The 23,101-nt window shown below is 60.1% G+C and carries 18 protein-coding genes and 5 pseudogenes; 2 read left to right on the forward strand and 21 right to left on the reverse strand.

Annotated elements, in window-relative coordinates; genetic code table 11:
• Positions 1-159: 159 nt before the first annotated feature.
• From IPP88_14005 to cadA, 8 genes and pseudogenes are all read right to left on the reverse strand, one after another.
• Entirely contained in the window at positions 160-576 is a 417-nt protein-coding gene (locus IPP88_14005) for a hypothetical protein (protein MBL0123783.1), read from the reverse strand.
• 43 nt (positions 577-619) lie between these two features.
• On the reverse strand, positions 620-802 hold the full coding sequence (locus tag IPP88_14010; GenBank protein MBL0123784.1) for a hypothetical protein: 183 nt from the start codon (positions 800-802) through the stop codon (positions 620-622).
• An 11-nt stretch (positions 803-813) separates the two neighbouring features.
• A pseudogene (locus IPP88_14015) lies at positions 814-4,004 on the reverse strand (CusA/CzcA family heavy metal efflux RND transporter).
• Positions 4,005-4,017: 13 nt separating this feature from the next.
• Complete coding sequence (locus tag IPP88_14020) at positions 4,018-4,359, reverse strand: P-II family nitrogen regulator (GenBank protein MBL0123785.1); 342 nt, start codon at positions 4,357-4,359, stop codon at positions 4,018-4,020.
• 10 nt (positions 4,360-4,369) lie between these two features.
• Positions 4,370-5,900, reverse strand: a pseudogene (locus IPP88_14025) (efflux RND transporter periplasmic adaptor subunit).
• A 14-nt stretch (positions 5,901-5,914) separates the two neighbouring features.
• The gene (locus IPP88_14030; GenBank protein MBL0123786.1) at positions 5,915-7,267 is read right to left on the reverse strand and encodes a TolC family protein; all 1,353 of its coding nucleotides are present in this window, start codon (positions 7,265-7,267) and stop codon (positions 5,915-5,917) included.
• A gap of 357 nt (positions 7,268-7,624) precedes the next feature.
• On the reverse strand, positions 7,625-7,762 hold the full coding sequence (locus tag IPP88_14035) for a hypothetical protein (GenBank protein MBL0123787.1): 138 nt from the start codon (positions 7,760-7,762) through the stop codon (positions 7,625-7,627).
• A 160-nt stretch (positions 7,763-7,922) separates the two neighbouring features.
• Positions 7,923-10,135, reverse strand: a pseudogene (cadA, locus tag IPP88_14040) (cadmium-translocating P-type ATPase).
• Between the two features lie 82 nt (positions 10,136-10,217).
• Here cadA and IPP88_14045 point away from each other — a divergent pair.
• Entirely contained in the window at positions 10,218-10,679 is a 462-nt protein-coding gene (locus tag IPP88_14045; protein ID MBL0123788.1) for a Cd(II)/Pb(II)-responsive transcriptional regulator, read from the forward strand.
• Positions 10,680-10,996: 317 nt separating this feature from the next.
• Here the strand turns inward: IPP88_14045 and IPP88_14050 are convergent, their stop codons facing one another.
• The 11 genes and pseudogenes from IPP88_14050 to IPP88_14100 all read right to left on the reverse strand — a co-directional run bounded on the left by IPP88_14050 (position 10,997) and on the right by IPP88_14100 (position 20,515).
• Entirely contained in the window at positions 10,997-11,773 is a 777-nt protein-coding gene (locus IPP88_14050) for a hypothetical protein (GenBank protein ID MBL0123789.1), read from the reverse strand.
• A 354-nt stretch (positions 11,774-12,127) separates the two neighbouring features.
• Positions 12,128-13,408 (reverse strand): annotated as a pseudogene (locus IPP88_14055) (IS701 family transposase).
• 576 nt (positions 13,409-13,984) lie between these two features.
• Positions 13,985-14,299, reverse strand: coding sequence for a multicopper oxidase domain-containing protein (locus tag IPP88_14060; GenBank protein ID MBL0123790.1), 315 nt, complete (start codon positions 14,297-14,299; stop codon positions 13,985-13,987).
• Entirely contained in the window at positions 14,227-14,640 is a 414-nt protein-coding gene (locus IPP88_14065; GenBank protein MBL0123791.1) for a hypothetical protein, read from the reverse strand. The genes IPP88_14060 and IPP88_14065 overlap by 73 nt, the downstream gene beginning before the upstream one ends.
• Before the next feature lie 1,801 nt (positions 14,641-16,441).
• Complete coding sequence (locus tag IPP88_14070; GenBank protein MBL0123792.1) at positions 16,442-16,654, reverse strand: hypothetical protein; 213 nt, start codon at positions 16,652-16,654, stop codon at positions 16,442-16,444.
• A 76-nt stretch (positions 16,655-16,730) separates the two neighbouring features.
• Positions 16,731-17,045 carry a hypothetical protein gene (locus IPP88_14075; protein ID MBL0123793.1) on the reverse strand — a complete coding sequence of 105 codons (315 nt, stop codon included), beginning with the start codon at positions 17,043-17,045 and terminating at the stop codon, positions 16,731-16,733.
• Between the two features lie 377 nt (positions 17,046-17,422).
• Positions 17,423-17,677 carry a hypothetical protein gene (locus tag IPP88_14080; protein ID MBL0123794.1) on the reverse strand — a complete coding sequence of 85 codons (255 nt, stop codon included), beginning with the start codon at positions 17,675-17,677 and terminating at the stop codon, positions 17,423-17,425.
• Positions 17,678-17,853: 176 nt separating this feature from the next.
• Entirely contained in the window at positions 17,854-18,021 is a 168-nt protein-coding gene (locus tag IPP88_14085) for a hypothetical protein (protein MBL0123795.1), read from the reverse strand.
• A gap of 1,061 nt (positions 18,022-19,082) precedes the next feature.
• Entirely contained in the window at positions 19,083-19,559 is a 477-nt protein-coding gene (locus IPP88_14090; protein ID MBL0123796.1) for a hypothetical protein, read from the reverse strand.
• Positions 19,556-19,801: a hypothetical protein gene (locus tag IPP88_14095; protein ID MBL0123797.1), complete on the reverse strand. Its 246-nt coding sequence runs from the start codon at positions 19,799-19,801 to the stop codon at positions 19,556-19,558. The genes IPP88_14090 and IPP88_14095 overlap by 4 nt, the downstream gene beginning before the upstream one ends.
• 522 nt (positions 19,802-20,323) lie before the next feature.
• The gene (locus IPP88_14100) at positions 20,324-20,515 is read right to left on the reverse strand and encodes a hypothetical protein (protein ID MBL0123798.1); all 192 of its coding nucleotides are present in this window, start codon (positions 20,513-20,515) and stop codon (positions 20,324-20,326) included.
• Positions 20,516-20,950: 435 nt separating this feature from the next.
• Here IPP88_14100 and IPP88_14105 point away from each other — a divergent pair, with 435 nt between their 5' ends.
• Positions 20,951-21,160: a hypothetical protein gene (locus IPP88_14105; GenBank protein MBL0123799.1), complete on the forward strand. Its 210-nt coding sequence runs from the start codon at positions 20,951-20,953 to the stop codon at positions 21,158-21,160.
• A 1,177-nt stretch (positions 21,161-22,337) separates the two neighbouring features.
• Here the strand turns inward: IPP88_14105 and IPP88_14110 are convergent.
• Both IPP88_14110 and IPP88_14115 read right to left on the reverse strand, forming a co-directional pair.
• Positions 22,338-22,499, reverse strand: coding sequence for a copper-binding protein (locus IPP88_14110; GenBank protein ID MBL0123800.1), 162 nt, complete (start codon positions 22,497-22,499; stop codon positions 22,338-22,340).
• Between the two features lie 170 nt (positions 22,500-22,669).
• Positions 22,670-23,101: pseudogene (locus IPP88_14115) on the reverse strand (efflux RND transporter periplasmic adaptor subunit).

A 23,101-nucleotide genomic window follows, 5' to 3' on the forward strand; every position in this document is an offset into this window, starting at 1 on the left:
AACACCACCAATGCCAAACTCAAGCTCATCGCCAGCGTGGCCAACGACACGCGAAAAACAGCCACCTTCAACTGTTGCAGTCTGCTGCCATGATCGCTTTCACAGGGTCAAAAAGGTGAGGACGCCGGCCCGGAAAGACGATATTTTCTCACTCCTAGATCAAAGTGAGGAACCTATTTGCTGGTCCAAAATAAGCTTGCTGGCCAATACCTTTCGTCGTCCTTCCTCGTCTGAAAGTTGACGCAAAGAGAAGTCAGTGGAAAAAATTCCAATGTCGGGATGAACTTCGACAAAAATCTGTTCACCGGCCTTGCCATCAATCGCAAGTTTTCCCACCTCGCTGGATCGATGTAGCGCGGTTATGTGGTGACTGCCCGGCATCAGCGCGAATCGCGCAACGGTATCGTGCAACATTTTGATCTGGATCCCATTGACGCTTACCGACACCTTGTCATAGGCATCATACTTGGCATTTCGCACAACCCAGACTATCTGCCGCGAGGGATCGCCCTCAAACCGTTTCGCCATTGATTCCTGTTGCAAGCTGGGTATGGGATCCGTCGTGCAGACTGCCATTTTTGAGATCCTGAAACAGTATCTGCCATCCGGCTGGTAGCCCTTAATCCGCGCGGTCGCGCACCCGGACAACATCGAACATCCCACTATCAAGACGAAAAATATCAAAACGAAACGCATAAAATTTCCTTTCAAGTAATACGCAGGACGTCCGCAAAATCTCCGATGTCTGCAACGGCAAGCCGAATTGGTAACGCCATAACGGCATATCGATAGCTGCTTTCATTTCCGCTGCGCCTATTCCGCCGCATTCGGCCTGGCTTGCGGCATTAGCTCCGTTGCCGTGTTGCGTTCGGCATCGTGCCGGTGCGCCAGCCAATACAGCACCGGCAACACCAGCAGCGTCAACAGCGTCGACGAGAGTATTCCGCCGATAACCACGGTCGCGAGCGGTCGCTGTACCTCCGCGCCAGTGCCGCCGTTCAGCGCCATCGGCAGGAACCCCAGACTGGCCACCAGCGCGATCATGAGAATCGGTCGCAGGCGGGTTAGTGAACCCTCGACAATGGCGGAATCCAGATCCTTGCCCTCGGCGCGCAGATCGCGGATACAGGACACCATCACCACGCCGGTCAGCACCGCGACGCCCGAGAGCGTAATGAAGCCGATGCCCGCCGAGATGGAGAGCGGAATATCGCGCAGCCACAGCGCCGCCACGCCGCCGGTGAGCGCCAGCGGGACGCCGCTGAACACCAGCAGCGCATCCTTTGCCGACGCGAAAGTCATGAACAGCAAGCCGAAGATCAGCAGCAGCGATATCGGCACGACCACCTGCAGCCGTTGTGCGGCCGACGCCAGTTGCTCGAAGGTGCCGCCGTATTCCAGCCAATAGCCTTCAGGTAGTTTCACATCCGCGCGTATCCGCTCGCGCGCATCGGCCACGAAGGTACCCAGGTCGCGCCCGCGCACGTTGGCGGTCACCACCACCCGCCGCTTGCCGTTTTCGCGGCTGATCTGGTTCGGGCCGGGCGCGACCTGAAATTCAGCGACGTCACCCAGCGCGATGTACGCCGCCGGCTGCCCCGGGTCGCCGGCCTTGCCGCCCCCGACAGCGGAATCGGCAGACGCTTCAACGCCTCCATATCGGACCGCAACTTTTCCGGGAGCCGCACCACCAGGTCGAATCGCCGGTCACCTTCGAATACCTGGCCGGACTCCTTGCCGCCGATCGCGACTTCGATTACTTCCTGCACGTCGGCGACGTGGAGGCCGTAGCGCGAGATTTTGCGACGATCGATCTTGACCGACAGCACCGGCAGGCCGGTCACCTGTTCGACCTTCACATCGGCGGCACCGGGTATGCGCTCCAGCACCGCGGAGATTTGTTCACCGCTCTTCAGCAGCGCGTCGAGGTCATCACCGAACACCTTGACGGCAACGTCGCTGCGCACGCCGGAAATGAGTTCATTGAAACGCATCTGGATCGGCTGGGTAAATTCGTAGTTGTTGCCGGGGATTTTTTCGACGGCCTCATGCATCGCGGTCACCAGATCGCTTTTGCTGCGGTCGGGATCGGGCCATTGCGCGCGCGGCTTCAGCATGACGAAGTTATCGGCAACGCTGGGGGGCATCGGGTCGGTGGCGATTTCCGCCGTGCCGATCTTGGCGAATATTTTGTCCACTTCCGGAAATTCCATGATGCGTTTTTCCAGCGTCTGCTGCATCTCCACCGACTGGCTGAGACTGGTGCCGGGAATGCGCAGCGCGTGCAGCGCAATGTCGCCCTCGTCGAGGTTTGGGATGAACTCGCTGCCCATGCGGCTCGCGAGGAGCGCGCTCAGTACCACCGCGACGGCCGCCGCCGTCGCGACCGGCCACTTGTTGCGCATCGCAAACGCCAACGCCGGCTGATAGAGGTTGCGCGCGCCACGCATCACGCGACTTTCCTTTTCCTCGATCCGCCCGGTGACAAACAACGCAATGGCGGCAGGCACAAACGTGACCGAAAGAACCAACGCGCCGATCAGCGCCACCACGACCGTAAAGGCCATCGGATGGAACATCTTGCCTTCGACACCGGTGAGCGCGAAGATCGGCAGGTTGACCAGCACCACAACGATGACGCTCACCAGGCTCGGCACGAACACTTCGCGGGCGCCTTCGAACACCACCTGGAAGCGCTCGCCGCGATCCAGCAACCGGCCCAGCCGGTGCTGTTCGATCGCCAGGCGCCGCAGGCAGTTTTCGACGATGATCACGGCACCATCCACGATCAATCCGAAATCCAGCGCGCCGAGGCTCATCAGGTTGGCGCTGACCTTGTTCTCCACCATGCCCGTGATCAGGAACAGCATCGACAGCGGAATCACCGCGGCCGTCAGCAGGGCCGCGCGCCAGTTGCCAAGCAATACCAGCAGCACCGCCACCACCAGCACCGCGCCCTCCAGAAGGTTTTTGGACACGGTCTGAATGGTGCGCTCCACCAGCGTGGTGCGGTCGTAGACGGTCTTGGCCTCGATCCCCGGCGGAAGCGTGCGATTTACCTCGACCAGCTTGGCCGCGACCCGCTGCGATACGGTGCGGCTGTTTTCACCGAGGAGCATGAAGACGGTGCCCAGCACGACTTCCTTGCCGTTCTCCGTCGCCGCGCCGGTGCGCAGCTCCTTGCCGAGCATGACCTCGGCGACATCCTTTATCCGAACCGGCACGCCGCCCTGGTTGCGTATCACCATGTCCTCGATTTCATCGAGTGTCGCAACCTGCCCGGGCGCGCGCACCAGGTATTGCTCGCCACTTTTTTCGATGTAGCCGGCGCCGACGTTGGCGTTGTTCTTCGCCAACGCCTCCAGTACGTCATGAAAACTCAGGCCATAGGCCACCAGTTTGCCGGGGTCGGGCGTGACGTGGAACTGCTTCAGATAGCCGCCAATGGTATTGATCTCGGTGACGCCGGGAATGTTGCGCAACTGCGGGCGCACAATCCAGTCCTGAATGGTCCGCATCTCGGTCGCGTCGTAGTGAGTGCCATCGGCTTTTTTCGCGCCCGGTTTCAGCTCGACCGTCCACATGAAGATTTCGCCGAGCCCGGACGAGATCGGCCCCATCGATGGCTCGATCGCCGTCGGCAGCTTGCCCTTGACTTCCTGGATGCGCTCATTGACCAGTTGGCGCGCGAAGTAAATGTCGGTGCCGTCCTTGAAAATGACGGTCACCTGCGACAGGCCGTAGCGCGACAGCGAGCGCGTCTGTTCCAGCGCGGGCAGACCGGCCATCGCCGTCTCGACCGGAAAAGTGATGCGCTGTTCCGCTTCCAGCGGCGAGTAACCGGGCGCCTCGGTGTTGACCTGCACCTGTACGTTGGTGATGTCCGGCACGGCGTCGATCGGCAGGCGCTGGTAGTTGTAGATACCGAGCGCGGCCATGCCGGATACGATCAGCAGGATGACCCAGCGTTGATGGATGGCGAACTTCAGAAGTTTTTCTAGCATTTCCTGTCCTTGGCTAAAGTGCGGCGTCGCCGTGCTCGTCGGTGCGAATGCGGATCACCTCGTCGATGGGCGAAATGGTGATTAGCCCGTCGCCCCGCAGGCCGGTGCGGGCATGCGAGCGAATCGTCTCGGCGATCCCGGCGGCGAGTTCATCCGGGCTCACGATCAGTAGCACTGCGTGGTTATGGCCACCCAGGCCCCATTCCGTGGCGTGATGGGCGTGGCCGGAATCACGGCCGCGACTTTCGCCGTGCCCGCGCAGCACGGTGTAGCCGGGAAAATGCTTCAACTCGTGCAGCGCGTGCTCGACTTTTTCCAGCATGTGCGGCTGGATGATGGCAGTAATCTGTTTCATGTCCGGTTCCTCAATGGTCGTGGCTGGCGCCGGCTTTGCCGATGTCCGCCTTGACGACGAAGCTGTTCCGTGCCGCGTATTTTTCGCCGGCCTCCAACCCCTTGGTGACTTCGACGAGCTTGCCGTCGGTCCGCCCGGTTGCAGGGGCCGCGCTTCGAATGCATTGCCATAGCGGCCGAACACAACCGACCAATCGCGGAGCTTTGGATCGCATCCACCGAAACCGCCACCGGCACTTGCACTTCGGTGGCGACCAATTCGATGCTGACCGGCAATCCGGGGCGCCATGCGCCTTTCGGGTTCGGTAAAACCACGCGCGCCTTGGCGGCGCGGGTTTGCTCGCCCGCCATTGCGCCCACATACGAGACCACGCCGCTCGACTGGCCGTCCAACTCCGGCGCCTTGACGTTGACTTTCTGACCAACCCGCACGACGTTCAGGTCCTTGGCGTGAATGGTCATCTCCGCCCATACGTTCGACAGGTCCGCCACAGTAAAGATATTGGCGTCGTCCTTGATTGCCTCGCCAGCCGAAATGCGTTTCTCGATAATGGTGCCGTCGATCGGCGCGCGAATTTCATGGCGCGTCAGATTGTGGTCATCGCCGACGGGAATGCCCCCCAATGACGCAAGTTTCTGCTCCGCGCCCTGCGCGGCGATCTCGGCTTCGTTCATGGCATTGCGCGCCTGCAAATAGTCTTGTTCCGCGCTTATTTTTTGTTCCCACAGTTTCTTCTCGCGATCAAAGGTGGTTCGCGCCAGGGCCAGGCGTTTTCGCATCGCCAGAAATTCACCGCGCTGGTCGGCCAGCGCCTGACTGGACAGAATCGCCAGCACCTGTCCTTTCCTGACCCGATCCCCGGCATTGGCCCTTACCGATTCCACCACGCCGGCAAGCCTGGGCACGATCAGCACCGTGCGGTCGGCATTGAGTTTGATTTCACCCATGAGTTGCAGCGTGGAATTGATGCGGGCGGGACCCGCCGTCCTGATCTCGATGCCGGATTTTGCGACCTGCTCGTCGCTCATCTCGGTGCGCGCTTCTTCCTGCGAATAAGCGAACCGGTGCGTGCTGCCGCCCTGCTGTACCGCGATCATTACCTTGAACGAATGCGGTTCCTCCACCGCCGCGCTGGCTTTCAGATAGTCCTTCTCGGCCGTGAACGCGAAGGGCTCCGCCTTGCGTCCGAGCCGCTCGACGGCAAGCGATACCTTGATGCCGGCCGGATCGAGCGGCTTGCCCTTGAGCAAGGGATAGAGCCGAAATTCCGGCTCGCCAACCTGTTCGAAAATGGTGACCTCCAAGCCGAAGTCGCCGAAGACAAACAACTTTCCGCCATGCGGCCCCTTGGCGGCCTCGTGATCGCCGGCACGTTCACCGGGTTTTCCGTCGACCGATGCGGCGGGCGCATGCGCCGTCTTCGCGTCATGGCCATGTTCGTCGATGGATGGCTTGGCGCGCCCCGTGCCGAGAATCAGGGCGCTGGTGGCGAGCCCAACCAGGATGATTGCCGCGACGGTGATTTTCTGTTTGCGAATCATGATGGACACTTCCGTTATCGGTTAAAGAGATGGGCGCGATCGGCATTGAGTGGGCCGCCCACCAGCCGTTCGAGCTCGGCGATGTTGCGGTGGTATTCCGCCAGCGCCTTCACATACTGCTGATTGGTCTGGAACAGCGTTCGCTGCGCATCGAGCGCATCGAGATAGCCGAACTTGCCGAGTTCATAGCCTTTGCCCGCCGCCTCGAACGCACTATTCGCGGCAGGCAACAATTCATCGCGCAGGGTGTTGACTTCCATTTCGACGGCCCGCATGCGCTCGTAGCTCTGTCCGAGCTCCGATTGCAGGCGCGTCTGTGCAAACACCTGCTCGTCGCGCGCCTTGTCGACGCGGCGCAATGCTTCGAGAACATTCCCCTGATTGCGATCGAACAGGGGCAACGGGATGGAGAGCGTCACCAGGGGAAGGTTTTCGCGCGTATCGTGCGTGCGCTTCACGCCCGCGCCAAGGGTCAGGTCGGGAATGCGTTTGGCGCGTTCGCCATCGAGCAGTGCTTCGCGCCGGCCCACTTCCGCCACGGCACGCGCAAATTCCGGGCTCGTTTGTGCGCGCTGCGCGAGCTGTTCCAGCGGCGGGACGGCCACCAGCGATTCGAGGTCACCGGCGGCCTCGGCAAATCGCGGCGTCGCGTTGCCCCAGAACGCGGACAGGCGTCGGCGCGCGCCTGCCAGTTCGCGGGCGGCCTGTTCCGCCTCAATGCGGGCGGCGCCTGCCTCCAGCCGCGCCTTGGTTTCTTCCACCGGTGAAACTTTTCCGGCGGCAACCCGCCTCGCGACCGCGTCGGCCGCCTGGCGCGCCAGCACGACAGCGCGCTCCGACAGCGCCATGCGCCGCTGCGTGGCGAGCAAATCCGTGAACGACTGCGCGGCGCGGGTAAGCAAATCGATCCGCTTCGCGTGGTATTCGGCGCTGGCGGCATCGCGGCCGAGTTCCGCCGCGCGAATCCGTGCCCCGCGTTTGCCGCCCAGCTCGATCAGCTGGCTGACCTGTAGTGATGTCGAGCGCGTTGGCTTGCCGACTTCCTCCCATGCCGCGCTCAGTTCGGGATTTGGCAGGATTGCCGATTGCTGGGCGCTTGCGCCGGCCGCGTCCAGTTCCCGCGCCGATGCCGCCAGCTCGCGGTTATGCTGGCGCGTCAGCGCCAACACGTCGCTCAGCGAGATCGGTTTGTGCGGCTCGACATTGCCTTGACCGGCTTGCCGCGGTGCCGGCAATTCACCTGGTGTAATTGCATGTGAAGCGGTGGCGTGACAAACCATCGCGACAAGGAATATGCCCGCGAATACGCCAGCGAAACCGCCCGCATGCGCGCGTCGTCTTGAAATAAATCGATATCGGAAATGCATATGACCCGCTCGTGGATGCGTTGAACTGGCGCGGTCCGCATATGCGGGACCGCACGAATGCGGAACACAAAGTTCCGCCACGCGGCGGGCATGGCCGATGTTTCAGGAAAGATCGGATGCCGCCGCGCCGTCAGGCGCGGACGGCGAGGGGTGGACGGTCGAGCGAATCCGGAAAGAAATCCGGTGGGAAGGAAATCGCGGGGGAATAGTGCGCGCCTGAAACAGCAACAGGCTGCGAATGGGCGGGTGCCGCCGGCATCGTCGCGCAAGCAGCGTGACATTGCCCACAGTCGGCATGCTGCGCACTGGGTATTTCACTTGGCGATTTCTGGTCGCCCGTCAATTCCACCGCATCCTTCAGATGCTGGTGCTGATGATGCCCCGCATGCCTTGCCGCGACGCCCTGCTCATGCCCCGGCAATAGGCGGACGCCGCCGCAAATGAAAACTGCAGTGGCAGCACCAGCATCAGCAGGAAGGCGAAAAAGCGTTTCATGGCGCGCACGATTGTATCAGCAGGAAGACATAAAAAATGATCCATGTCAAAGCCGATTGTGCCAGATAGGTCCGATGGGCCGCAACAACTCAATTTCCTGGCGACGGCCAAATCGAACTCGCGACAATCGCCCGCCACCATGCGCCACTCACATACGCGGTCATGCATGGTTGGCGCCCCGCAACAAGCGCAGGCCATTGGCGACCACGATGAGGCTCGCACCGGCATCGGCAAACACCGCCATCCACAGCGTGCCGTGTCCGGCCAGTGTCAGGACAAGAACGACCGCCTTGATACCCAAAGCGAGCGCGATATTTTGCCAAAGCACTCGCGATGTGCACCGCGACAGCCGGATGAACTCCGGCAACTTGCGCAGGTCATCCTGCATCAGCGCCACATCGGCGGTTTCGATGGCGGTGTCGGTGCCGACCGCGCCCATCGCGAAACCGATACTAGAGCGCGCCAGTGCCGGCGCATCGTTGACGCCATCACCCACCATGCCGACCGGCCCGCGTTCCAGCAAGGCGGTGATCGCCGCCAGTTTGTCGTCGGGCAGCAGCTCGCCGCGCGCGTCCTCGATACCCACTTGCCGGGCCACCGCCGCCGCGGTCTTGACGTTGTCGCCGGTGAGCATGACGGTCTGCACGCCCAACGCCTTCAGTTCGGCGATGGCGACCTTGCTGGATTCGCGAATCGTATCCGCCACGCCGAATACTGCGAGCGCTTCGTGTTCGTTGGTCAGGACGACGGCCGTGCGTGCGTCCATCTCCAGCCGGTCCAGGGCGACCTCGACGGCCGGCGAGCATCGTTCAATGTCCTCGATCAGGCGGTGGTTGCCCAGATGGTATTCGACGCCGGCAATGGTTCCCTTTACGCCGCGTCCGGGCATCGCCGCGAAATTCTCCACGACCGCAAGCGTGCCGGCGTACCCGGCGACGATGGCGGTTGCGACGGGATGCTGCGACTGCGCGTCGAGGCTGGCGGCAATCCGCAGCGCCTCGTCGGCCGTGATACTGTTCATGGGCAGCACATCGGTGAGTGCGGGCTTGCCGTGGGTGATGGTGCCGGTCTTGTCGAGCGCGATCGACTTCAAATTGCGACCGCCCTCAAGATAGGCGCCACCTTTGATCAGTATTCCCCGCCGCGCCGCTCGCGCCATTCCGCTGACGATGGTCACCGGGGTCGAGATCACCAGCGCGCACGGGCAGGCGATGACCAGCAACACCAGCGCGCGATAAATCCAGGTGTACCAGTCCATGCCGAATGCCAGCGGCGGCACAAGCGCCACCAGCAGCGCAAAGACGAAAACCGTCGGCGTATACACACTCGCAAATTTATCGACGAACCGCTGCGTCGGTGCCCGCTGGGATTGTGCGGCCTGGATGGAGCGGGCGATGCGATCGAGCGTGGTCTCGCCCTTGGCAGCGGTCACCTGATACTCTAGTACACCATGGACATTTAGCGTGCCGGCAAACAGCTGGTCACCCGCGCCCTTGGTAACCGGCATGCTTTCGCCGGTAATGGGCGCTTGGTTGACATCCGAGTTCCCGGACACGACCACGCCATCCAGCGCGATGCGTTCGCCCGGCCGTGCACGCACAATCTGCCCGATCGCGATCTGTTTCGCCGGCTGCTCGCCCCACGTACCATCCGGCATTTGCGCAAAGGCAGTCTCGGGCGCATGCGCGATCAGGCCGCGAATTGCATTGCGGGCGCGATCGAGGCTCACAGCCTCGATCATCTCGGCCACGCCGAACAGCCAGATCACCACGGCCGCCTCCGGCCACTGTCCAATGGCCACTGCGCCAAACACGGCCACCGACATCAACAGGTTGATGTTGAGCGTAAACGTACTGAGCGCGATCCAGCCCTTTTTCAATGTCTCCAGACCGCCCGTGAAAATGGCAATAAGCGCCAGAACGCCTACCGCAAGCGAAGTTTCGTTTCCGGTTGCATAGGCGACGACTTCGGAACCGATGGCGGCGACTCCGGCAATCGCCATCAACATCCATTGACGTCGTGAGATGTCGCCGGACCCATGTTCGTCAATGGCGCCAGCCGTTGTGTCCATTTCACACCGTGCGACAGTGGGACGCCAGCCATACCGATGCCCGTGAGCGTGGCGTCAATCGAACCGGAATCAGTCAGATTGTGATTGATGGTCAGTACGCGATTGATGAGATCAAATTCCAGGCCCACTACTCCCGGCAGGCCATTGATTGCCTTGCGGATCAGGGTTTCCTCGGCCGGGCAGTCCATTTTCTGGATTTTTAGCCGCAGCGTTTTCGACCCGGCAGGCAAAGGCAATGGCGCTTTTGCCTGTGAATCAGGTTGTGGTGCGCAGCAAGCGGAATCAGGGCATTCGGCGCTCATTGAGATTCTCTGGAGTTGTGCATATGATGCATTTGACACCTGGAGCCACCCCGGTCAAGCGCTAATTTACGGGCTCAAAAAAATGAAAATCGGAGAAGTCGCCAAATTGACCAATACGCCCGTCGACACGATTCGTTTTTACGAACGCGAAGGGCTGATAGCGGCACCCGACAGGCGGGAAAACGGTTATCGCACCTATGGTCAAAGCGAACTGGAGCGCCTGTCTTTCATTCGCCATTGCCGGGCACTAGATATGCCACTCGCAGAGATACGCTTGCTGGTCGATTTCACTATGCGACCGAGACAAGACTGCAAAGATGTCGACGCCATCGTTGAAGAACAACTCAAACGGGTTAAGGCCCGATTGAAATCCATGCGCGCGCTCGAGAAGCAGCTTGAAGTCTTGCGCGCTCGCTGCGACTCCCACCATTCGACCGCTGAGTGCGGCATTCTGCAAGAATTGGTCGCCGCAGCGCATGGAGAAGCCTGTGCATGTCATCCCAACGAAGAGTCATCTCCAGCCAATCGAAAGTTGAGAAAGTGACGGTTCAAAAAATCGTCGGGCACCCCGTTCCCAGAAGCCAAGACGACTGGTAAGCGAATGCTCGCTTATCGGCGCAAGAATGGTCTCAATTTCAACGAAGCAGTCACCTTAATCAGTCCGCCCGGAGTACCACCGGCCGCGTTACTCGCCATGGCGCTATTGAGGGCATCGTCCATGGGTAGCGAAAAGGATACGAAACCTATTTCGCGCCGTAACCCATACGCTCGAAGCCCAAACTCTCGGGCATCCTGTTGCGCTTACTGGTGCTAAATATCCATGCACCTATTGGATCAAAACGCCCGCGCTTGGCTGGGTCCTCAGCCATGCACACTACTGGGTAATTCTCGCCGCACAGCAACTGCAGTGGCTTCCTCCGCATTTTTGTCGCGGTGGCCAAACACATCACGGTACGCACAGTATAAAAACGCCGCAAACACCGCCAGGACGAAGGGAAGCACGACGCCGCCCGTCAACATCGCGACACCGTCCGCGACCAGGAAAATCAGCGTGATTTTCACGAACAAGAAAAAGTGAACGGGCTGGATGATCCACGGCAGCGTGATCTTCACGGCACTCGCAAAGCCGTGTTCCCCGAATAGCACCAGCGGAATGAGGAACCAGGCGTCGATAAACGCCAGCGACAACAGGAACGTCAGGAACTCGCCGTGGTACATGATGACGTGTCGCATGAGCTCCGTCATCGTGCCCCATTTGATCTCGGAACGAGTGAAGATAACGATGCTGATGGCCCACAAAAGCAGGGGAAGCCAAAGCAGCACAAAGCGCGATGCCACCAGCGGCTTCCGGCCTCGTTTGATATCAAGGTGTGAGTGATCGACCAGGTACGCGACAATGACGAGCCCCACCATCGTCGCCGTAAATACAAAACTCGGCAGAAAAGGATACGGCTTCACCACATACCAAAGCAGCGCACCGGCCAGCATGACGAGCATCCACAACCATGCATGGCGCGTGGCAAGACTGATCGACTTGTGCGTCGCCTCACAAGCAGGCAAGACAGTAGCGCTCAGCGGGCACAGCGATTGCACGACGATTCGCACGGCAATCGACCATGGCGCGACAAGCTTTATCAAGAAAAATTACGATACCCCGACAATGCTCAAAGCAGTCGATGCCATTTTGAGTGGGTTGGATTTCGTACCGACCAAAGTTCTATATAGTGCGCCGGAGCTGTCTAAATTGGGTCAGCTCAATGAACGTGAAGTTAATCTCCTATCGCTTATTGCACGAGGCAAGCTCCACAAAGAGATCGGTAACGTAACCGGCATGAAGGAGGTATCCGTGAGGGATAGTGCTAGTCTTACTGTGTTAATAAAAAGTCACTTCGTTTCCCACGGCAAGGACATCGCGGAAGTCGTGCGATCAGCGCGGCGGCGAGTTCGAGGCGTAGTGTCGTGATCGAATCCGGCACGTGGCACTGGCACCGGAGGGGAGCCGCGCGGCCGGAAGTCTTTGGGTACGGCAGGGATCTCGCCCAGGAACGGATGTTGCACAGTTTTTTTTGGATGCGCGAGGCGCTCGGCAAGAAGGTAGCCGTATGCCGCGATACAGAGCGTGGCATGGTGATGGAACCCGCGCCAACCGCGCCCTTCATAATGGTCGAGCCCGAACTCTTGCTTGAGTTCTTGATAATCGCGCTCGATGCGCCACCGCAGTTTCGCCACCCGCACCAGTTCCTGGGTCGAGGTGCGCGCCGGCAGCGTGGACAGAAAGTACTTGATCGGCTCCGCGTCGCCCTTGGGCCATTCAATGAGCAGCCATTCTTCCGCGCGCAGTTCGCTGCGCCAATGGTCGCGGTAAGCACCGCGCACGCGCACCGCGGCAAAGCGCGATGTCAACGCCTGATTCGTGCCTTCCCGCCAAGTGACCTTCTTCCATTGGCGTGGAGTAAGCGCCTTGGCCAGTGCTTTGACCGAAACCGGTTGGTGCAGCGCGTCGCGCCGCAGCAACTTTGGCTTGCGCCCTTGACCGGACCAGCGGGCGGGCGGCAAAGGGGCGCTACCTTCAGGCCACAAGCTGACGGCCTTGGTAATGCCAACGACATAGGGCAATTTGCGGGCGCTGAGCTGATCCCGAAAGGCGGTGTCGATGCCGTAGCCGGCATCCGCGACGACGGTCACCGGCGAGGCCCCCGTCCGCAGCGCTTCATCGATCAAGCGCAGTGCAATCGCAGGCTTGGTCGCGAACGCGATCTCGACAGGCACTTTACCCTGCTTGCGCCGCTTAACGTCCACGCTCCAGTTCTTCGGCAGGTACAACTGATAACCCACCGGTATGCTGTAGCGTTCGTTGGCCAACGACAAGCTGACGGCCACCTGGCAGTTATCCTGCTTGCCCAACGGGCCGCAATATTGTCGCGCCACCCCCACCGAGTGGGTGCCCTTCTTGGGAAAGCCGGTGTCGTCAATGATGAGTACCTCGGGAGCGCCGAACCGCTTGCCCGCCGCACCAAGCACGTGACTACGCACCGCCCCCAACACTGCCGCATCCGACCATGCCGCATCCGCCACGAAATGATGCAGCCGTTGGTGGGTCGAGCGCACGGCCATCGGCGCTACCCGCGCCGCCATGGGCTCGACGCTCTTGCGTTCGCCGGGCAGCATCAGCCCGGCGCAGTAGCCGCGAAACGGTTCCACCCGATCCGCATGCCCAAGCTGACCCGCAATCATCGACACGTACTCCTCGAACCTTTCCATTTTCGCGTCCATCTTCGCCTTGACAGGTTGGTTAAAGATGCGCGCATAATAGCTTGTTTTTTATAACACAGTAAGATTAGAAGGTTATACAAGAAGTTAGAAGTGCGAAATCGTGGCGAAGCGGCTAGGATCTTTTTGGGCTGCAGTGCCGGCGAACGCGGTGACTGCGGATAACTAGTCTGGTAAATATATATGTTGCCTTGATCTGATTGCGTTTTTTCGCTTGAAGGCTATTGTGGCGCTGTTCGAGCGACTCCGCTCACTCTTTAGATGCTGCGGCTATCTTTCGGGACTCGTTATCAATGAGGCGGAGGACATGCCGTGTCCATCCATATTGGCTTTTCGTTGCCACAAGTTGGGTTGGGCCAAACAGTTGGTCGGTTTCGGTGTGCGGTAGATCGAACGATGGTCCCAAAAACGTGAGATCAGGGGCTTCGTACACCCGCCCAATCGGAAAAATAAGGCAATGAAAAACACGCTTATTCGCGAATTCAATGCGGGATATCGAGGTGGCTGGGCAACATTGTTGCCGAAATTATTGACCTGCTCCTACATTGGTTCAGCGCAATCCCATGTAATCGCAACACATTACACCACGTCAAAATTCAGCATCATGCCGTCGTCCTCGTGTTCGAGGTTGTGGCAATGAAGAACGTAATTGCCGGCAACGGCGAAACGCAGCACGATCTCGACCGTTTCCATGGGGCGCACCAGCACCGTGTCCTTCCAGCCGAGGTCGGTCGGCAAGCGGTTGCCGGCCACGCCATCGCGCGACACCACCTGAAATTGCGTGCCATGCACGTGCATCGGGTGCGGCTCACCGCCGCGGTTTACAAGTGCCAGCGCTCCAGATCGCCGCGCCGGGCGACGAAATCGATGCGCGCTATCGCAGACCAAGACCATTGATGCGATGCAGGCCGCCGCTCATGCCACCCATTTCGGTCAGTTCGAATGTGCGACGTTATTGCCGCCGCCGGATCGGGCCGGACGATGTCGGAAAGACATTCAGGATCGTGCCGCACTGGCGGCGCGGCGGTTGAGACAACGAAGGTCATTACGTCGAAGGCGCTGCCTTGCGGTGGCGCCGTACCCATCATGCCTCCGCCCATCATGCCGCCCGATAGCGCGAACGCCGCACTGACGAACCGGATCGATTTTCCGGCATCGCCGCGCAGGTCCAGCAATATCTCCGCGCGTTCGCCCGGCGCGAGCAGCAGGCTGGTCACCACGACAGGTGCTGGCATTAAGCCGCCGTCGGTACCAATCAACCTAAAATTGCGGCTGTCAGCCAGCGCCGGATTCAGGACGCACTTGGACGCATTCTGAGTAGCGCCAAGCGGTTGATCGGGGCCTAACTGGCTGAAATCGACTGGACAGCCGGTTTGAATGGAATGGTTATTGCCGACGAAAGCCGGTCATGAAATCGATGGCGGCTGGCATTATTTAAAGCAGTTCACGCGCCATTGTTCAAGCGCTTGTCGCGAGCACGCAGAGTAATCGTCAGCGCACACTGGTCGGCAGTCTGCGCGCGGCGTAAGTTGCCGTCTGGATGATCAAGATTCCCGCGAGTCCGGAAGACGACTGGCGCGCCAGTCCCAGGGATGGGTTGTTACCAATAGGTTCGGACGCTCTGGTTGACTGGGAAGGTGTAGCGAGTGGGTGGGGCGGAAAGACCACTGTTAGGTGAGATGGCTTACTTGTGCCAGACAACTTGTGCCATGAATGTTGGTGGTTTAAGTAAACCTTGGGTTCTGAAGGTGAGGTCGAGCGTGGCCGCCGCGCGCGAGACGGATCAAAAAGCGAAGGCCATTGGTCATTGGCCAGCAGTGTGTGGAAGTGCTGCCTTTAGGAGATCTAGCTCTGGGCGGGCTGAATTGTTTTGGATATTGTGAGTCAGGAAGCCTGAGGCTGTTGCGCCCGAGGTGCCAGTTGATTGCGCGCTGCTACCGGTAATGGCCCCGCGTTGTTGTGCCGCCGCCGCCGCTGCCGAAACCGGTTAGCCCAACAGGCCGAGCGTGGCCAATCCGGTCAGCTTGCGCGGCGTTCTTCATCAATGGGCAGATCTCATTCATTCCTCGATTTATTTGAAGACGCGCGCACGCTTGATTCCGTGATCGGCGAAGCGCCAGACGATTGGGTAAAACACTCAGTTCTTCCTGCGCAAAACGCAAAGTTCGCGGGACGCGTGACTGACCAGGAGGGCGATATTGGAATGGATCCCGCCTTTCTTCTTTGTTGGGCCGAGAGAAATCTGTCACCGATAGGTAATGCCACCACATCGCTATAAGGTCGCTTCCGCCGCGCTGGATATTCTCGCGAAACTCTCCTCCTTGCGCATTCGGGATCGCGTCGGATGCCATCGAATCGCGCCTGTGCGTATCTTGACCACCAGCTTGAAGCGTTCCCCCTCTCAGGCATTTTGGGATGATCGGCGGAGATCGTGCAATGATGGAGCCTATGGTTTCGTCGCTCCCGTCTCGCGCGGCATGACGGCGCTCACGCCGCGAGGAACCACAAGCCAATCTGCCCGCGCCATCCGACATGCGCCCGATGTTGATGTTTGCCGCCAGGGCTCCAAGGCACCTTCCGCCATCGACCGGCGACCTGGTTCTTCACGAACCTCGACGAACCGGCACGCGCCGGAACGGGTGTGGATTCGTCATGTGCCGGCAAGTCGATGACGACGATTTTTAACGGACTGTGCCATGAAACGCGCACGGCACGCCTCGCCCAGCTGAAGTAGAACAGCGCCCCGCCGCGCACACAGTAGTGCGGCGACGCTGCGGTGTTGATCGACGCTCCGCTACGGGGTCAATCAGCTCAAACTGCGTCGCGTCGTTGGGTCGCATGATGTTATCTCCATGGTTTCCGTGCCCCAAATGCCAGGGCATCAAATGTTGCCATTGGAGCCGTTAGCCTTTGCATCAGTCCGCCATGTCCGCGATCGTCAGGGCTGACATGTTTGCGGCGGAATTGACGAATCCGGTCATCGCTGTCGCGGTGCCACCTGGTGCCGGCATTTGCCTGCATCTAAGCTTGTCCCCATCATCCCGCCCATCGACACGCAATCTGCGCGTGGTCCCTTTTGCCGTCCATGACGCCATCGAACGCGTCGTTCTCATCGCCGTGCAGAGAGACGGAGGAGACCGACACATTGAATGACTTGGCGTATTGCGACATGGCGGCCAGCGCCATGCCATAGTTGCGCTGATCCGCTGGCTCGCACCGGCACAGAAACCGATACCGCCCGGGATTCATGGGCCCGGTGGCAGGATATCGTTGACCAGGAAGTAGTTGCCCATGGCCATGTTCGCCGCGACGATGTTGGCGTCCGTCATACCCGCCGCTCACTGCCCAGCGCCCGGCCCTGCGCCATGGCCGTGGGAGCGGAGTGATCCAGATACCGGTCACATTCGCCCCGCTGGGCTACGGTCGGCAGCAGGCGCTCAGCAATTGCGTTTGCCGCCATCATCCTTGATTGTCCGGGTTGCCGCATCGATGTAACGCTTGCGCCGCTCATCTGCGGCATCACGGGGCCGGTGTAGGTGCCCAGCGAAAGGGCGAAGTTGCCTCGGCTATCGGTGGTGACGCTGGCGATCTGCGCGCCCATCGCGCCATTGTTGATCGCGAGGGCCCGACACGGTTGCATCGCCCTACGGGTCCGTTGAACACGGTTCCACTCACCGTCGCATTGCTGCGGTGGCGCCACTGAGGATCTGGACGCCCGACCCATCCAGCCTTGTTCCGCAGGCGCGGCCGTCATGATGCCGGATCGGTTTTTGCGCCGGAGTTCATGAAGGCATTCCATGGCGGCACCCATCCCGTCGTTCCCCGTTTGACGGCATCATCCACCCGCCATGCCGCCGACGCCACCCATTTGCACGGGTGCCGCCGGCCTTGCCATCCATCATTCCGTCCGAGGCATCAATTCATTAGTGCGGTGACCATGGCCGAGGTGGAATCGGGACAAGGGTCTGCGGCTTCGACATCGCCCCAGCGTCACTACCGTAGCCCTGGCATCCCGGCCTACGCGGCGCCCGAACCCGCCACCGAGGTATTGATCGGTGGAACGTGCAGGATGTCGTTCACCGAGAAATAGTTACCCATGGCGGTATTCGCCGTTGCAATAATCGCGTCCGTCACGCCGCCCGCCATCGCGGTGCGCCAGCGTTTGCGCCATGGCGGTGACCCGGCGTCACCGGATACCAGTGCTGTTTGCAAACCAGCATGAACCGGCAGCATGATGGCGGTCATCACTTCGTTACCTGATGCCATGGCCATCGTTGCGCCCGTGGCTTCCGTCCACCGTAGCTTCCGCCGCTCACACCGTAACATGACGGCGCCGGCGTGTACCGATGAACATGGTGAAGTTGCCATTGGCGCCGGTCGTTGCCGCGCCACCGGGGTGCGCTTCCAGTTGACCGTTGCTGATTTTGGCAAAGCCAGCCATCGTGCCATTACGCCCACCAGGGGCTTTGGTGACCATGCCGCTGATGAGCCGTGCCACCGGAACCGACGCCAGCGGTGGCGCTATCCCCGCCGCCTCCGCCACAGGCGGCCGCCAGCAACAACGTCACGACCATCGCGATGATGATTCGGATTTGCGCAAAGGAATAAGTGGACATTTGAGGCTCCTCAGGAATTCAAAGACGGCGAACTGAACTAGGTTCGAGATTAGGACCGTGATAATAAGACATGCGGATTGGATGCGTTGATTCGGCGTCGGACTGGCCCCCCCGGTATCGATCACTCAGCGCGACGGTGGCGTCTTTTGACGACAATTTCTACCTGGCCAAAGTGCCTGACCAGATTTGACGGGCCAATTTGTTCAGGCGACAACTGATTCCGGGCGCAGGTTATCGGCAAACACGCTCTGCTCCTCGAGCATCGGGGGTACCGCTGTCCGTCGAGAAGTACCGCTGCGGCAAGATGATCGCCGACGTTATCGGAAGAACAACCGCAACAATTCAGCGGGTCCCTGGCAGGCCAAAAAGGGCCGCTCAGGACACGGCCGACTTTGTCGTTTTCCCCATTCGCGGCTGGCCTCGCGCGCGTTGCGCACGCCAAGGCATAATCAATTCCTGCAACAACGTGCGGTGGACGTCATTCGATACGAGACCGCCAGTGCCTCAAACGAGCCGGGCCACCGGCGCGATCCAGCACCCGTGGCCGCCCTTTCTTGTCGCAATATTCCGGATCATTCGCCCAACGGGTGGAGACACCCTTGGCCGCGCCGAGGGTTTCAGCCGGGGCGGAGGCTAGCGACCGAGCGCCACTCGCGTACATCTTGCGGTGAATGCCCGCCAAGGTACTTGATGCGATCAGCTTCGACCCCGCGCCGAACTCTTCGAGAAGGCCGGTTGCTGACTCCCGAAACGTCGTCTTGAGGCGTTGGCGAGAAGCGGGGATAGGTCACCCCCTCACGCAACATCAACTCGACCACGGCGCGATACCACGCAATGCAGCAGCAAGAGAAAGATCGCACGCGATTCGGACCACGATCTATAAGCGATTCGACTTTTGAAATGGGAATATATCCCATTTTTGGGGGATTTGCAAGCGCATGCCCCAAATATTTCACCAATTAGCGACGGTTAGCATTCCGATACTCCCGCTTAAGGCGCCATTGCTTGACCAGCGCGTAAATTGCGGGAATCACAGCGAGCGTGAGCACGGCTCAAAGAAGTCAGTGCCGCCTCACCCATGGGCGCCGCGATAGGCTCATTACTTCCGAACCAGCACCCGTTCCCCACACGATTGGCGGAGGCCTGCGCCATGATTGCCACCACCGGTCATCGGGCCACCACCCCACCACCCAAAAAAAAAAAATATTCGGTCGCACGCGCTCGATGGCGCCCTCCATGACGGCTTCGTAGAGGTTAGTGACACTCATCGTGCGCCCGGCGACGCCGGCTTTTTCCTTGACTGCCTCCCAAAGCGGCGATCGAGGTAAATCAGCACAAACCACGGTGTCCGCCGCCACCCCCAGGAGTGCAATAAAGCCGACCGCACTGCTACTGAGAGGTTGTAGTTCAAAACCCACATCAACCACTACACACCCCCGCCCGATCAGCGCAAAGGGTACCGAAAGCATCACAATCAGCGTTTCTGTTATGCGCTTGAAGTTGAGATAGAGCAGCAGAAAGATCGATAACAGCGTCACCGGAATGACGATTCACCGTCCCGATGGCCCGGTCCATGCAATCGAACTACCACCGGTGACGTAATAGCCAGGACGGAATTTGATCTTGCTCCGCCACCGCCTCGCGTCGGCGTCGGCGACGCGCCGCCGATGTCGCGGTGGCGGATGTCCACGTAGATGTAGGCGGACAGCAACGCATTCTCGGTCGGATACCGGCGCCCCTTGGCGACAACAACTTTGAACAAGTGTCCCAAGGGGATCATGGCGCCATCCATCGTCGGTACTCAGCACCTCGCGGGGCAATCTGCTGCAGGATCGGCGCGCAGCTGCGCGCGGATAGCGGATGGTCACGCCGAATCGCTCGCGACCTTCGATCGTGGTGGTCACTCATTTCACCCCCCAGTGCTGTGCCAATACGCCTTGCAGGTCGTCCACGGCAAGCCCATAGCGGGGCAAGTTGTTCACGGTCCGGTTTGATGCTGAGATAGAAGCCGCCAGTGATGCGGTCTGCGCAAAGGCGCTGGTGGTGCGAGAACAGCCCTTCTACCACGGCCTCGATTTCTTGGCCAGCTTCTCCATTTCAGCGAGGTCCTTGCCGAAGACTCGATACCGATCGGCGTGCGAATACCCGTTGACACGCATATCCGATGCGGGCCTTTATCGGCATGGTCCACGCATTCCGCGACACCGGGGAATTGCAGCGCCTTAGTCGAGCTCCGCAATCAGCTTGTCGGTGGTCAAGCGCGTGTCGCCACTCGGATTCCGGGCTGAGGTTGACCACCGTTTCAAAACATCTCGGTTGGTGCCGGATCCGTTGCCGTGTTGGCACGACCGGCCTTGCCGTAGACGGATGTCACTTCCGGAAAGCTCTTGATGATTTTGTTCTGGGTCTGCATCAGTTCCGCAGCCTTGGTGATCGACATACCCGGCAGCGGAGGCTGGCATGCAGAGACGTGATCCGCGTTGAGCGTCGGCATGAACTCGGGACCGGCTTGGAGGCAGGGGTAGATCTGACACGCCACAAAACCACCAAGGCGGCGATGATGGTCATTTTCTTCCAGCGCATCACTCCGGCAAGATCGGTCGATAGACCCAGATCAGAAAGCGATTAACCGGATTCCCGCTGCCGGCGCGATCTTGCCGCGGATGACATCATCATCAGCACCGGCACCAAGGTTACCGAGAGGATGGCTGCACCGGCCATGGAAAAGGTCTTCGTGTATGCGAGTGGCGAAAACAGCCTTCCTTCGGACCCCGGAGGCTAGACCGGCAGGAATCAGACGGTGATAATGAGCAGCGAAAAACAACGCGCTTCGGCCCGACTTCTTTGCACGCCACAAGCATGGCGGTAACACGATCGCTGTCAGAATGCCCGCTCGGGCAAGCGTTCCAGATGCTTGTGGGCGTTTTCAATGCATGACGATGGCCGCGCCGATCATGGCGCCGATAGCGATGGCAATGCCACCAAGGCTCATGATTGGAGTTCGATGCCGAGCAGGCGCATGGCGATGAAGGAGATGAGTATGCCCGGGCAACATCAGGATAGCGACCAAGGCGCTACGCACATGCAGCAGGAACACAAAGCTAACCAATGCGACGATGACCGATTCTTCCAGCAGTGAGCTGGCAAGAATGTGTCGATGGCACGGTGAATGACGTTCAGGCGGTCACAGACCGTCTAAACGGTCACTCCATCGGGAAGACCGGGACTAATTCTGGCGATCTTGGCTTTCAGGTTGTGGATGACTTCAGGCATTCTGACGACAGCGTGCCATGGCAATACCCACACGACTTCCCTTCACCATTGAGTTTCGGTCCGGGCTGCGCCCCTCGTCCGGCGCGTGGTCCACCCGCGTTGCCGGCGCGAATCAGCACAGGGGCGCCTTTGTCACCCGACAACCAGCAATTCGATGTGGCCCTGCCGCGTAGATAGCCTTCGCCGCGCACCATGCTCCTGTCTCGGCCATCTCCACAACCCGGGCGCCGACATCGATTGGAATCGCGGATGACCTGAGCGACCTTCATCAAGGGGATGTTGCTGGCCCGCAACTTCTACCGGGTCGGACGGTAACCCCCAATGATAGTTTGGAAACAGCCGCCGATGGAGGCCACCTCCGGCGACACCGTGCGCCTTGGTCAGCTGGTAACGTACGTACCAGTCCTGGATGGGTACGCAGTTCTGCTAGCGTCTGGTCCCTTGCCAGCAGCGCGTACCGGCAGACCCAGCCAACGCTGGTGGCGTCCGGCCCGAGCGAGGGCGTAACCCCTTGGGCAGGCGGCTCGACGCAAGATCCATATTCCAGCACACGCGAGCGTGCCCAGTAGATGCTCGGTACCTCGTCCGCGAAGATGATGTAGACCGAAAGACTGCCGAAGAACGAGAAATCCCCGAACCACCTCGGATTTCTGCTTGGGAGAGCTTGGACGTGGTCATGGGGATGAGGTGACTTGATCTTCTACCACGCGTAGCCTGACCGGGGTACTCAGTGTAGACGATGACCTGCACGTCGGAGAGGTCGGGCAATGCGTCAGCCGGGAAGATAGGTGTTCTCGCAGGCCGGCAAATACCGCCGAGGGGTGACGAACAGGGTGGCGAGCAGAACCTGAAAGCGATTCTTGCCCGACTAGTCGATGATGTTGGGTAGCGGTGCTCTCCCGTCGGCCACCGAGCAGCGTGCGTAACTGCCGCGACCGGGCGCCGGACTCCTCGGCGGACGCCACCGGTTTGACCGCTGTAACGTTGACCCATTCGCCGGGCTGACGTTCGACAAACTCAAAGCCAACTTTTAGCGCCCTCGCCTAGTGGTCTTCTCGCAGCGCCGCGTTTGGCAACTTGAACTCCATGGTCATGGCTGGCCATTTGAGACTTTCCACCGGTCCGTGCGGCGGATGCTCACCAAGTGCGGCCCCCGCATCAATGCTTCCACGGAATCTCTTCTGCCCGGTGGCCTGCTTGCCCATTGGTTCCGGTTTCCGTTGCCTGCGCCGACGCTGTCTTGCCGTCCACTGTGCGCGGCGTGGCCGGTCGCCTATCGCCGCCTTCAATTAACTCCGGCATCGATCAGAAAATTGGCCACGATCACCTGCCGGGTTTCGCTATATCCTTCCACGCCGCTAGGACCTCGACACAGTCATCGCCGTGCGCCGAGGTTGACCTCTCGCGGCTCATAGCGGCCTTCAACTCCTGGACGAGGACGATCTGACGAGTACCACTACCAATCACCGCCGTGACCGGCAAGGTGACTACGCGCCACTAGCCCGACTCTTAACTCAAGGCGGGCGATCATCCCGGGCTTGAGCATTGTGCCTTGGGTTGGATAATTCAAATCCGAACCGGTACCGTGCGGGTCTCGAAGTTTAGGATCGGATAGACATAGGTCAATGTTGCCTTCGGGAATAGCTTATCGGGATGAGGCTAATTTTGACCTTTGGCCTTGGCACCTGACGTCACCAGTGCGATGTCGCGCTCGAAAAAGTCTGCAATGACCCAAACACGGGAGAGATCCAAGATCTGGTATAACGCGCTCACCGGCATGAAACGCATGCCTTGCACGGCTTTCTTC

Source organism: Betaproteobacteria bacterium (assembly GCA_016720925.1).
Lineage (GTDB): Bacteria > Pseudomonadota > Gammaproteobacteria > Burkholderiales > Usitatibacteraceae > UKL13-2.

Excerpts from the sequence above, each read along its gene's own strand:
- IPP88_14005 (MBL0123783.1), bottom strand. The coding sequence starts at position 576 with ATGGCAGTCTGCACGACGGATCCCATACCCAGCTTGCAACAGGAATCA.
- IPP88_14010 (MBL0123784.1), bottom strand. The coding sequence starts at position 802 with ATGAAAGCAGCTATCGATATGCCGTTATGGCGTTACCAATTCGGCTTG.
- IPP88_14020 (MBL0123785.1), bottom strand. The coding sequence starts at position 4,359 with ATGAAACAGATTACTGCCATCATCCAGCCGCACATGCTGGAAAAAGTC.
- IPP88_14030 (MBL0123786.1), bottom strand. The coding sequence starts at position 7,267 with ATGCATTTCCGATATCGATTTATTTCAAGACGACGCGCGCATGCGGGC.
- IPP88_14035 (MBL0123787.1), bottom strand. The coding sequence starts at position 7,762 with ATGAAACGCTTTTTCGCCTTCCTGCTGATGCTGGTGCTGCCACTGCAG.
- IPP88_14045 (MBL0123788.1), top strand. The coding sequence starts at position 10,218 with ATGAAAATCGGAGAAGTCGCCAAATTGACCAATACGCCCGTCGACACG.
- IPP88_14060 (MBL0123790.1), bottom strand. The coding sequence starts at position 14,299 with ATGGTCTTGGTCTGCGATAGCGCGCATCGATTTCGTCGCCCGGCGCGG.
- IPP88_14065 (MBL0123791.1), bottom strand. The coding sequence starts at position 14,640 with ATGCCAGCACCTGTCGTGGTGACCAGCCTGCTGCTCGCGCCGGGCGAA.
- IPP88_14070 (MBL0123792.1), bottom strand. The coding sequence starts at position 16,654 with ATGAATCCCGGGCGGTATCGGTTTCTGTGCCGGTGCGAGCCAGCGGAT.
- IPP88_14075 (MBL0123793.1), bottom strand. The coding sequence starts at position 17,045 with ATGCAACCGTGTCGGGCCCTCGCGATCAACAATGGCGCGATGGGCGCG.
- IPP88_14080 (MBL0123794.1), bottom strand. The coding sequence starts at position 17,677 with ATGGCCATGGCATCAGGTAACGAAGTGATGACCGCCATCATGCTGCCG.
- IPP88_14085 (MBL0123795.1), bottom strand. The coding sequence starts at position 18,021 with ATGTCCACTTATTCCTTTGCGCAAATCCGAATCATCATCGCGATGGTC.
- IPP88_14095 (MBL0123797.1), bottom strand. The coding sequence starts at position 19,801 with ATGATCCCCTTGGGACACTTGTTCAAAGTTGTTGTCGCCAAGGGGCGC.
- IPP88_14100 (MBL0123798.1), bottom strand. The coding sequence starts at position 20,515 with ATGCCGACGCTCAACGCGGATCACGTCTCTGCATGCCAGCCTCCGCTG.
- IPP88_14105 (MBL0123799.1), top strand. The coding sequence starts at position 20,951 with ATGCATGACGATGGCCGCGCCGATCATGGCGCCGATAGCGATGGCAAT.
- IPP88_14110 (MBL0123800.1), bottom strand. The coding sequence starts at position 22,499 with ATGGGCAAGCAGGCCACCGGGCAGAAGAGATTCCGTGGAAGCATTGAT.